This window comes from Stenotrophomonas sp. YJH_SMC_8 (genome assembly GCF_059371315.1).
The window spans coordinates 145,951-156,055 of the sequence record NZ_JCAFUL010000011.1 but is presented as its reverse complement, the minus strand read 5'-3'; the positions used below and the strand labels follow the sequence as shown (position 1 = coordinate 156,055).

12 protein-coding genes are annotated in these 10,105 nt (G+C 66.0%); 1 reads left to right on the top strand and 11 read right to left on the bottom strand.

Annotation, left to right across the window (positions count from 1 at the left end; genetic code table 11):
* Nucleotides 1-221: 221 nt before the first annotated feature.
* Nucleotides 222-980 (bottom strand): SDR family NAD(P)-dependent oxidoreductase, encoded by a 759-nt coding sequence (locus tag AC5P88_RS15205; protein WP_478446267.1) that lies wholly within the window; start codon nt 978-980, stop codon nt 222-224.
* A gap of 114 nt (nt 981-1,094) precedes the next feature.
* Between AC5P88_RS15205 and AC5P88_RS15200 the strand changes: the two genes are divergently transcribed.
* The gene (locus tag AC5P88_RS15200) at nt 1,095-1,988 is read left to right on the top strand and encodes a LysR substrate-binding domain-containing protein (protein WP_495225426.1); all 894 of its coding nucleotides are present in this window, start codon (nt 1,095-1,097) and stop codon (nt 1,986-1,988) included.
* Nucleotides 1,989-2,107: 119 nt separating this feature from the next.
* Here AC5P88_RS15200 and AC5P88_RS15195 read toward each other — a convergent pair whose 3' ends face one another.
* The 10 genes from AC5P88_RS15195 to nudE all read right to left on the bottom strand — a co-directional run bounded on the left by AC5P88_RS15195 (nt 2,108) and on the right by nudE (nt 10,037).
* A complete protein-coding gene (locus AC5P88_RS15195; protein ID WP_032130057.1) occupies nt 2,108-2,626 on the bottom strand; it encodes a hypothetical protein in 519 nt (172 codons plus the stop codon).
* A 774-nt stretch (nt 2,627-3,400) separates the two neighbouring features.
* Nucleotides 3,401-3,796, bottom strand: coding sequence for a glycine cleavage system protein GcvH (gene gcvH / locus AC5P88_RS15190; protein WP_005410701.1), 396 nt, complete (start codon nt 3,794-3,796; stop codon nt 3,401-3,403).
* Between the two features lie 93 nt (nt 3,797-3,889).
* Nucleotides 3,890-5,002, bottom strand: a complete 1,113-nt coding sequence (gcvT, locus tag AC5P88_RS15185; protein WP_106551335.1) for a glycine cleavage system aminomethyltransferase GcvT — start codon at nt 5,000-5,002, stop codon at nt 3,890-3,892.
* 574 nt (nt 5,003-5,576) lie between these two features.
* The gene (locus AC5P88_RS15180) at nt 5,577-6,026 is read right to left on the bottom strand and encodes an NfeD family protein (protein ID WP_495225425.1); all 450 of its coding nucleotides are present in this window, start codon (nt 6,024-6,026) and stop codon (nt 5,577-5,579) included.
* A 1-nt stretch (nt 6,027) separates the two neighbouring features.
* Complete coding sequence (locus tag AC5P88_RS15175; RefSeq protein ID WP_106551036.1) at nt 6,028-6,987, bottom strand: SPFH domain-containing protein; 960 nt, start codon at nt 6,985-6,987, stop codon at nt 6,028-6,030.
* A 67-nt stretch (nt 6,988-7,054) separates the two neighbouring features.
* Complete coding sequence (locus AC5P88_RS15170) at nt 7,055-7,357, bottom strand: Mpo1-like protein (protein ID WP_049431766.1); 303 nt, start codon at nt 7,355-7,357, stop codon at nt 7,055-7,057.
* 137 nt (nt 7,358-7,494) lie between these two features.
* Nucleotides 7,495-7,824, bottom strand: coding sequence for a YnfA family protein (locus AC5P88_RS15165; protein ID WP_495225424.1), 330 nt, complete (start codon nt 7,822-7,824; stop codon nt 7,495-7,497).
* Nucleotides 7,821-8,660 (bottom strand): nucleoside triphosphate pyrophosphohydrolase, encoded by an 840-nt coding sequence (mazG, locus tag AC5P88_RS15160; RefSeq protein ID WP_106551035.1) that lies wholly within the window; start codon nt 8,658-8,660, stop codon nt 7,821-7,823. The genes AC5P88_RS15165 and mazG overlap by 4 nt, the downstream gene beginning before the upstream one ends.
* A 13-nt stretch (nt 8,661-8,673) precedes the next feature.
* Nucleotides 8,674-9,477, bottom strand: coding sequence for a 3'(2'),5'-bisphosphate nucleotidase CysQ (cysQ, locus tag AC5P88_RS15155; RefSeq protein WP_099552045.1), 804 nt, complete (start codon nt 9,475-9,477; stop codon nt 8,674-8,676).
* Nucleotides 9,474-10,037, bottom strand: a complete 564-nt coding sequence (nudE, locus tag AC5P88_RS15150) for an ADP compounds hydrolase NudE (RefSeq protein ID WP_111203652.1) — start codon at nt 10,035-10,037, stop codon at nt 9,474-9,476. The genes cysQ and nudE overlap by 4 nt, the downstream gene beginning before the upstream one ends.
* Nucleotides 10,038-10,105 lie beyond the last annotated feature (68 nt).

The window sequence follows — 10,105 nt, the reverse complement described above, 5'->3', positions numbered from 1 at the left end:
GCGGATCAGGGAGAAACCGGCGCGGAGATCCTTGCTACAGAGCGATCGAAAAGACCTAGAGCCGAACGGTCGTCCGCGCCGGGCTCTCGGCACCTAAGGTGCCAGAGTCGGAAGAGATAAGAGCCGAGCCATGCTCGGCTGATTCAAGCAGTCGAGCATGGCCCGACTCTACCGATGCGAAAAGCAGCCGAGCATGGGCTCGGCTCTACAGCTCCGCAGCGCTAGTGCGCGAAGTAGTGCATGCCGCCGTCCACTGGAATCACCGCGCCGGTGATGTAGCCGGCCAGCGGCGAAGCCAGGAAGGCCACCAGCGGCGCCACCTCCTCCGGCTCGCCGAAGCGCCCGATCGGAATGTTGCGCGCAATGAATTCGTGTCGGCTTTCTTCGGTGGGATGCAGGCGGTCGAGGATCTGCGGGCTGTTGATCCGTCCCGGCGCGATTGCATTCACCGTGATGCCCTGCCCGGCCACTTCGGACGACAGGCCCTTGCTCCACAGATGCAGCGCCGCCTTCGCCGCCGTGGCCGCGTTCACCGCGCGCGGCTCCATCGAACCGCTGAAGTTGATCACCCGCCCCCATCCCTGCGCCTGCATCGCCGGCAGCAGTGCCTGGGTCAGCCGTCGTGCGGCAGAGAAGTTCAGGGCCAATGCTTCCTCCCAGATCGTGTCGGCTGCATCAACGGTCGTTGGCCGCGAGCCCCCAGCCGCATTGACCAGGATGTCCACCCGCTGCAACGCCGCCAGTGCGGCGTCGGCGATGCGGCGCACGTCCCCAGCGTCGGTGACATCGCCCAGCAGGATGACCGGCGCGGGTGCGCCCGCCGCTTCGATCTCCGCCGCCAGCGCCTGCAGCGGTGCCTGCCGTCGTGACGAGATGGCGACACGCACGCCCTGCGCGGCCAGTTGCCTGGCGACAGCGGCACCGATGCCACTGCCCGCCCCGGTGACCAGCGCGGTGCGTCCCTCAAGGTTCAAATCCATGGTGTTCTCCTGTCAGCGCGGCCGGTGGATCCGGCCCGTGCGGTGCATGCTGTTTGATCACCCCTGATTGATAAACTCCGCACAGGTTTCAGCATTCAACACCCGGAGTGTCAGATGAACCTGCTGGAAAGCATGCAGGTCTACGTGCTGATCGTGGACAAGGGTAGCCTCAGCGCTGCGGCGGCAGCACTGGACATCTCCGCAACGATGGCCGGCAAGCACCTGCGTGCATTGGAGGCGCGGCTCGGCATGCAGTTGCTCAGTCGTACCACCCGGCGCCAGCACATGACGCCGTTCGGCGAGGACTACTACGCCCGCTGCAGGGAGATCCTGCGGCTGGTGGAGGAAACCGATGCGCAGGCCCAGCACCAGCACCTGGCACCGGCAGGCACGCTGCGCATCAGCGCGCCGGTGATCTTCGGCACGCATGCACTGCTGCCGGCGTTGGCCGATTACATGGCGTACTACCCCGACGTGCGTGTCGACGCGGTGCTGACCGACCGCGTCGTCAATCTCCCCGAAGAAGGTTTCGAAGCCGCCCTGCGAATCGGTACGCTGGCTGACAGCAGCGCGCTGGTCGCCCGTGCGCTGACACCCTATCGATTGATGATGTGCGCCTCGCCCGGATACCTCGCCCGGCACGGTACGCCTTCCGACCTGCAGGCACTTTCCCGGCACCAATGCCTGTCCTTCGAACCCAGCGCACTGGCGCAGTGGCTGCAGGCCGATGTTGGCGGGCTCGACCATGTGCCCACAGGTCGCCTGCAGATCAACAACGGCGAAGCGCTGCGTACGGCGGCGCTGCATGGGCTGGGCATCGTGCTGCAATCGGCACTGCTGCTGGCTGCCGACGTCGAAGCCGGGCGCCTGGTGCAGCTGTTCCCGGAGCATGGCCAGACCGGCCGGCCGATGCACGTGGTCTATGCCCACGACCGCTACCACTCGACCCGCCTGCGCAGCTTCATCGATTTCCTGGTGGAGCGCTTTCCACCGGCGCCGCACCGCTAGCATCGACCGTCAGCAAGGCGGTCGAGCATGGCTCGACGCTACCAATGGCCCCATAAAAAAACCCCCTCCCCGCTGGGCAGCCAGGGAAGGGGTTTCAGGATGCGGCTATCGGGAAGTACTTAGATCAGCGGCGCCGGGGTTGCCGGCAGAGCGACCGGAGCGGCCTTCTTCTTGCGGGCGGCCGGCTTGCGCTTGGCAACCTTCTTCGCTGCCTTCTTCGGGGCAGCCTTCTTGGTGGCCTTCTTCGCGGTCTTCTTTACTGCCTTCTTGGCAGTCTTCTTGACGGCCTTCTTGGCAGTCGCCTTCTTCGCGACCTTCTTGGCAGGCTTGCGGGCCGTTGCCTTCTTGGCAGTCTTCTTGGTGGCCTTCTTGGCTACCTTCTTGACGGCCTTCTTCGCGGTCTTCTTGACGGCCTTCTTGGCAGTGGACTTCTTGGCTACCTTCTTTGCCGCCTTCTTCACTGCCTTCTTCGCAGTGGTCTTCTTGGCGACCTTCTTCGCAGCCTTCTTCACTGCCTTCTTGGCGGTCGCCTTCTTCGCGACCTTCTTCACTGCCTTCTTGGCAGCGGCCTTCTTCGCGACCTTCTTCACCGCTTTCTTGGCGGCGGGCTTCTTCTTCGCAGCTTTCTTGGTTGCCATGGGATGGCTCCTCGTCAGTGATAGGGAGTTGAAACGCCCAGGTGGATCAAACCCGCGGATGCTGCGTGCGGGGACCGCCGGCGCGTCAGGCGCGCCGTTACGGATACGGCAATGCCCGCCTCGATCGGCGGAGCGGGCATCGGAACGGGAGGTGCCTTGCATTTCTCCGGGGGAAGCGGGGCCATGTCCACCGTCATCTGGGTCGCGGTGGTCTTGAAGGGGCTGCTTCGCATCGGACGATTGATTCTGCGCACTCGGTTGGGCAGGCAAGGTCTGCTGAGGCGAAACCTAATCACGGTTTTTTTTACTGTCAACAACCCCCGCGAAAAATTTTCACATCCGCGCCATCCACGGTGTTGCCTGCACGGTCGCCACGCTCCGCCTTCGACGACCATCAAAGCGCCACGCACGCACGTTGCCTGCAACGACAACAACGCAAGCCTTGAACAAAAAGCACTTGAAATAAGCACTCTGCGCAGATGCATGCATGTTGGCGGCCACTGCATGCACGCATCGCCAGCAGCGGCCGCCGCCCGCACCAACGCCAGCACAACGGCACCGCAACGGGGGGCGAAAAGTTTTCACATCCGGACGCGCCGGCGCGGGGTGGAAACGCGGATTTGCGCAAAACTGCGCACGCCCCTCGGTACCGTTCGCGGGTCTGCTGATGCCGCGCCGAGGGCGCGCAGCAAACCCTGCGTCATGAGCCGACGTACTCGCCAAAACAAAAACGGCCACCCGAAGGTGGCCGTTGCAGAACCCGGAAACGACGACTCAGTGGTCGTCGTTCTCCAGGGCTTCGGCGTACGCGTCCGGGTCCAGCAGCTCGTTGACCTCTTCAGCGTTGGTCAGTTCGACCACGAACATCCAGCCTTCGCCGTAGGCATCTTCGTTGATGGTTTCCGGCTTGTCGGACAGGGCCGAGTTGACCTCGACAACCTTGCCGCTGATCGGGCTGTAGACGTCCGAGGCGGCCTTCACCGACTCGACGACGGCGATCTGTTCGCCGGCCTTGGCGTCGGCGCCGACTTCCGGCAGTTCGACGTAGACCAGGTCACCCAGCAGGCCCTGGGCGTGGTCGGAAATACCGACGGTGACGCGGCCATTGCCTTCGACACGGGCCCACTCATGGGACTTGAGGAACTTGAGGTCGCCGGGGATCTCGCTCATGGGACTGCTCCAGAGATATGCAGGGGTGGAAAAAACGGGGCTAGTGTAACCAACCGGCCGCCACTGCTGTCAGTGACGACCGGCATGTTCGGATCAGGCGTCGGCGAGCACGCCGGGCTGGGCCTGGCCTTCGCGCACGAACGGGAACTTGACCACGCGCACCGGCACCTGCCGGCCGCGGATGTCGACGGTGACTTCGCCGAGCTCACCAGCCGGTACGCGGGCGAAGGCGATGCCCTTGGCCAGGGTCGGCGAGAAGGTGCCGGACAGGATCTCGCCCTGGCCGCCCGCGGTGGTCACCGCCTGGCCGTGGCGCAGCACGCCCTTCTCGTCCATCACCAGGCCGATCATCTGGCGTGCGGTGCCGGCAGCCTTCTGCGCTTCCAGCACGTCGCGGCCGATGAAGTCGCGGCCTTCGTCCAGCGACACCGTCCAGGCCAGCGCCGCTTCGTACGGGCTGATCTCTTCGTCCATGTCCTGGCCGTACAGGTTCATGCCCGCTTCCAGGCGCAGCGTGTCGCGCGCGCCGAGGCCGGCCGGCTTCACGCCCGCTGCCAGCAGGCGGTTCCAGAACGCGACCACGGCATCCTGGGGCAGCAGGATTTCGAAGCCGTCTTCGCCGGTGTAACCGGTGCGGGCGACGAACAGCTCGACGCCGTCGTCGGACTGCACCTGCAGGGCGGCGAAGCGGCCCAGCTTGGTCAGCGCCTCGCGCTCGGATTCGCGGGCCAGGCCGATCACGATCCCGCGCGCCTGCGGGCCCTGCACGGCCAGGATGGCCAGGTCCGGGCGCTGCTCGACGCTGACACCGAACGGCGCGGCCTGCTCGCGCAGCCAGGCCAGATCCTTCTCGCGGGTGGAGGCATTTACCACCATGCGGAAGAAATCGTCGCCCAGGTAGTAGACGATCAGGTCGTCGATGACGCCGCCGCGCGGATTCAGCATGCACGAGTACAGCGCCTTGCCCGGCACCTTCAGCTTGTCGACCGAGTTGGCCAGCAGGCGGCGCAGGAACGGCTTGACCTGGTCACCGCGCAGGTCGACCACGGTCATGTGGCTGACGTCGAACACACCCGACTCGCGACGCACCAGGTGGTGCTCGTCCAGCTGCGAGCCGTAGTGGATGGGCATGTCCCAACCCCCGAAATCGACCATCTTGGCGCCAAGGGCGCGGTGGGTATCGTTGAGCAGCGTCTTCTGGGTCATGACCGGGTCCGGCAGCAGAGGAAACAAGAATCCCCATTATCCCAGATCGGTCGCCCGCAGGTCGCGCCGCAGCGCAGCGGGGGTGTTTGGCCGGCCTGCGGCCGGCGGGCGCCTTCCACAAGCCAGGCAACGGCAACAGCCAAAGCGTATCGGCTCGGCGAAGTCGACGGCTTGGCCGGAGCGGTATGGGCGATCGGGACACGCCGTGAACCCATCCCTGGGGGCTCGGTCGCCCATACCGCTCCAGCCTTTCAACGTTCCCAGTGACGGAACGGAAGTCAAATGCAGGAGCAAGAGCAGATTTGGGTGTCGATACAAATATAGAGAGATGTCGGATCCCATTCCTGCGGAATGGGATCCGACCCCGAGTTCACAGAGCGTAGCGACCGGCTTTTGCTTCTCGCTTTTGATTTCTTCTCCGTGGGCTGTACGCGCACGGAAACTGTCGGGGGTCGGGCGGGTTGGGTTCGCGGGACCGTTGGCGCCATGGATGGCGCCATCGAGCCCCCAGGGATGGGTTTACGGCGTGTCCCGCGAACCCAACCTGTCCGACCCACCACACAATGCCAGTCGACTAACAGTCGACTCTACCCGCGGCAGACTCGACTACCAGCGTGCTGCCCTGCACCGCCACCACCCGCACCAGGCTGCCGGCCTGCAGTTCCGGCCCACTGACCTGCCAGTACGCATCATCGATGCTGACCCGGCCCTGCCCGCCGATGATGCCCTGCTGCAATGGCACCACCCGTCCGACCAGCTGCTCGGCGCGGCGGTTGAGCAACGGTGCATCGCTGGGTCGCGCCCTTGCCTTGCCCCAGCGCCGGTAGCACTGGATCGAGACCACGCTCAGCACGACGAAGGCAACGACCTGCCACAGCAATGGAATGCCGCTGAACACGGCCACCAGCACGAACACGGCGGCCGCGCCGATGCCGATCCAAAGCATGAACGCGCCCGGCGCCAGTGCCTCGGCGGCGAACAGCAGCAATGCCAACGCGCCCCAGCCTACGACTTCCCAGCGCATGTCAGCCTCCGATCGGCGGCGGCCGCTTGCCCGCGGCCTTGGTGTTCTGGTCGCCCAGTGCCTGCTTGGCCAGCTCGGCCACGCCGGCGATCGAACCGATCACACCGCTGGCCTCCATCGGCATCAGCACCAGCTTCTGGTTCGGCGAGCTGGCCAGCTCCTTGAACGCTTCCACGTACTTCTGGGCAACGAAGTAGTTGATCGCCTGCACGTCCCCCTCTGCGATCGCCGCCGACACCACCTTGGTCGCCATCGCTTCGGCTTCGGCCAGGCGCTCGCGCGCCTCGGCGTCGCGGAACGCAGCTTCGCGCCGGCCTTCGGCCTCGAGCACGGTGGCCTGCTTCTCGCCATCGGCACGCAGGATTTCCGACTGCCGCGAGCCTTCGGCTTCGAGGATCTGCGCGCGCTTCTCGCGCTCGGCCTTCATCTGCCGCGCCATCGCATCCAGCAGGTCGCGCGGTGGCTGGATGTCGCGGATCTCGATGCGGTTGACCTTCACGCCCCAAGGGTTGGTGGCATGGTCGACCACGCTCAGCAGCTGGGCGTTGATCACCTCGCGCTGGCTGAGCGATTCATCCAGGTCCATCGAACCGATCACGGTACGGATGTTGGTCTGCACCAGGGCGATCATCGCCACTTCCAGATTGGCTACCTCATAGGCCGCCTTGGCCGCGTCCAGCACCTGGAAGAACACCACGCCGTCCACGCGTACGGCAGCGTTGTCCTTGGTGATCACTTCCTGGCTGGGCACGTCCAGCACCTGCTCCATCATGTTCACCTTGCGCCCGACCCCGTACACGATCGGGATCAGGAAGTGCAGGCCGGGGGTCATGGTGTGCGTGTAGCGCCCGAAGCGCTCGACGGTCCATTCGTACCCCTGCGGCACCATCCGCACCGCCTTGAACAGGATCACCACGGCCACGAAGGCCAGTACCACGGTAAAGAACATGGTCGGGAACATCGCGCTTTCCTTATCTATGGCGTCCAGGCCCCAGCATAGCGCGCGAGGGCGGCCTACACAGCGGCCGCTACCAGGGCACGCGCCGGCGCAGGATGTCGGCGAACATCACCCAGTCGCCCATGAACGAGTACAGCGGATGCTGGAATGTCGCCGGACGGTTCTTCTCGAAAAAGAAATGACCGACCCAGGCGAAGCCGTAACCACAGAACAGGGCGGCAAGCACCAGGATGGCTTGCCCGCGCAGGATCGCCGCCGCAACCAGCAGCAGCACCCCGCAGCTGCCGATGAAGTGCAGGCGGCGCGACACCGGGTGGCGGTGCTCGCTGAGGTAGAACGGATAGAACTCGCGGAAGCTGGCGAAGCGGGACATGCGCGTGCTCCGGGGACCAGGGGCGCCCCCATCATGCACCTTCCGGGAAGGGATCGCTGCCCTTGTAGAGCCGAGCCATGCTCGGCTTGCGCATGCCAGTGCGGCCGGAAGGAAGAGCAGCCGAGCATGGCTCGGCTCTACACTGATGAGGTGCGCGGCCCGAACATGATCACCGCCATGCCGGCCAGACACAAGGCGGCGCCGAACAGGTCCCAGCGGCTGGGACGGATGCCATCGACCAGCCACAGCCAGAACAGCGCGGTGCCGATGTAGACGCCACCGTAGGCCGCATAGACCCGGCCGCTGGCGGTCGGGTGCAGGGTCAGCAGCCAGGCGAACAGCGCCAGGCTGGCGGCCGCCGGCAGCAGCAGCCAGATGCTGCCGCCCTTGCGCAGCCACAGCCACGGCAGGTAGCAGCCGACGATCTCGGCCAGCGCGGTCAGCAGGAACAGGGCTAGTGTCTTCACGCTTTCTCCGCTGCCTTGGCGTGCTGCCACAGCGCTTCCTGCGCATCCAGGTCCATCGCGGCCAGCGCTTCCCCCTGCGCGTCGGCCTGCGTTTCCATCGCACGGAAGCGACGTTCGAACTTGTGGTTGGCCCCGCGCAGCGCGGCACCCAGGTCGATATCGGCGTGGCGGGCCAGGTTGGCGCAGACGAACAGCAGGTCACCCAGCTCTTCCTGCAGGCGCGCCTTGTTGCCGGCGATGTCGCCACGCTCGAACTCTTCGCGCAGTTCCTGCAGTTCCTCGGCCGCCTTGTCCAGCACCGGCAGCGGGCCTGGCCAGTCGAAGCCGACCTTGGCCGCCCGCGACTGCAGCTTCACTGCCCGCTGCCATTCCGGCAGCCCGCGCGAGATGCCGGCCAGCGCGGAGGTGTCCTGCTCACCCTTGGCGGCGCGCTCGGCGCGCTTGATCGCCTCCCAGTTACGCATCACCCCGTCGGCATCATCGACGCTGACCTCGGCGAACACGTGCGGGTGGCGGCGCTGCATCTTGTCGCTGATCGCGCGGGCCACGTCTGCGAAGGCGAAGCTGCCCTGCTCTTCGGCCATGCGCGCATGGAACACCACCTGCAGCAGCAGATCGCCCAGTTCATCGCAAAGATCATCGAGATCGCCGCGATCGATCGCATCGGCCACCTCGTAGGCTTCCTCGATGGTGTACGGCGCGATGGTCGCGAAGTTCTGCTCCAGGTCCCAGGGGCAGCCGCCCTGCGGGTCGCGCAGGCGCGCCATGATCGCCAGCAGGCGCTCCAGCTCATGGGTGGCGGCGCTGCCGGTGGTGGGGGTGTCGTGCGCGCTCATGCGGCCTCCAGGGTCAGTCGGACAACCAGTCGCGCCACGGCAGGCTGGTATCACCAAGGGCAATGAAATCGCCGTTCAACAGGGTTTCGCGGCGGTTGTAACGGAACGGCTTGCCGGTCGCGGCCGACAGCACCGCGCCGCCGGCGGCATGCAGCACGCACTGGCCGGCAGCGGTATCCCATTCGGAGGTCGGGCCCAGCCGCGGGTAGACATCCAGGCCGCCTTCGGCGATCCGGCAGAATTTCAGCGACGAGCCCTGCGCGATGGTCTCGATGCGGCCCATGCGCGCCAGCAGCGCCTCGGTTTCCGGCGAACGGTGCGAGCGGCTGGCGGCGACGCGCAGCGGTGCGGTGGCCGGCGTGCGGGTGCGCAGCACGGTGTCGTGCAGGCCCTGCCGGCGATAGGCCAGCTCGCCACGCATGGCATGCCAGACGATGCCGGTGACCGGGGCCAGCACCACGCCGAAGGCAGGTGCGCCCTGGTAGATCAGGGCAATGTTGACGCTGAACTCGCCATTGCGCTTGACGAACTCGCGGGTCCCGTCGAGCGGATCGACCAGCCAGTACGCGCCCCAGTGGCGCCGCTGCTCCCACCCCACCTGCGCCGATTCCTCGGACAGGATCGGCAGGTCCGGAGTCAGCTGCTGCAGGCCCTGCTCGATCACGAGGTTGGCGGCCAGGTCGGCGGCGGTAACCGGGCTGTTGTCATCCTTGATCTGCACCTCGAAGCCATCGGCATACACCTGCATGATGGCTTGTCCGGCTTCCTGGGCGATGGCGATGGCGGTCTCGCGCAGGTCCGTGGTCAGTTTGATCATCGCGTTCCCTGCAGCCACTGGCGCGCGATGAACAGCGCCGCCAGCGAGCGTCCCTCGGAGAAGTCCTCGCGCAGCATCAGCTGGTCCAGTTCGGCCAGCTTCCACGGCACCACTTCCAGTTCTTCCGGCTCGTCACCGGCCAGCTTTTCCGGATACAGGTCACGTGCCACCACCAGCCACGACTGGTGGCTCATATAGGTCGGGGCAAGGGTCATTGCGCGCAGCACGTCGACCCGGCGCGCACCGTAACCGGCTTCTTCCTTCAGCTCGCGGTCGGCGGCCTGCTCGGGGGTTTCGCCGCCGTCGATCCGGCCCTTGACCAGGCCCAGTTCGTAGCGGTGCATGCCGGCGGCGTATTCACGTACCAGCAGCACGGTCTCGTCATCCAGCATCGGCACCACCACCACCGCGCCGTGGCCACGGCTGACCAGGCGCTCGAAGCGGCGGCGTTCGCCGTTGGAGAACTCCAGGTCCAGGTGCTGGCGCTGGAAGGGGCCGTTCTCCTCATCGGTGATCCGATGGATGATCGGCAAGCGACGGCCGGCACGGTCATCGTTCATGCGGAATCTCCGCGGCGGCCGGCGCCAGCGCCGGGGCCGATAGAATGTGCAGGCAGCAACATGTTCAT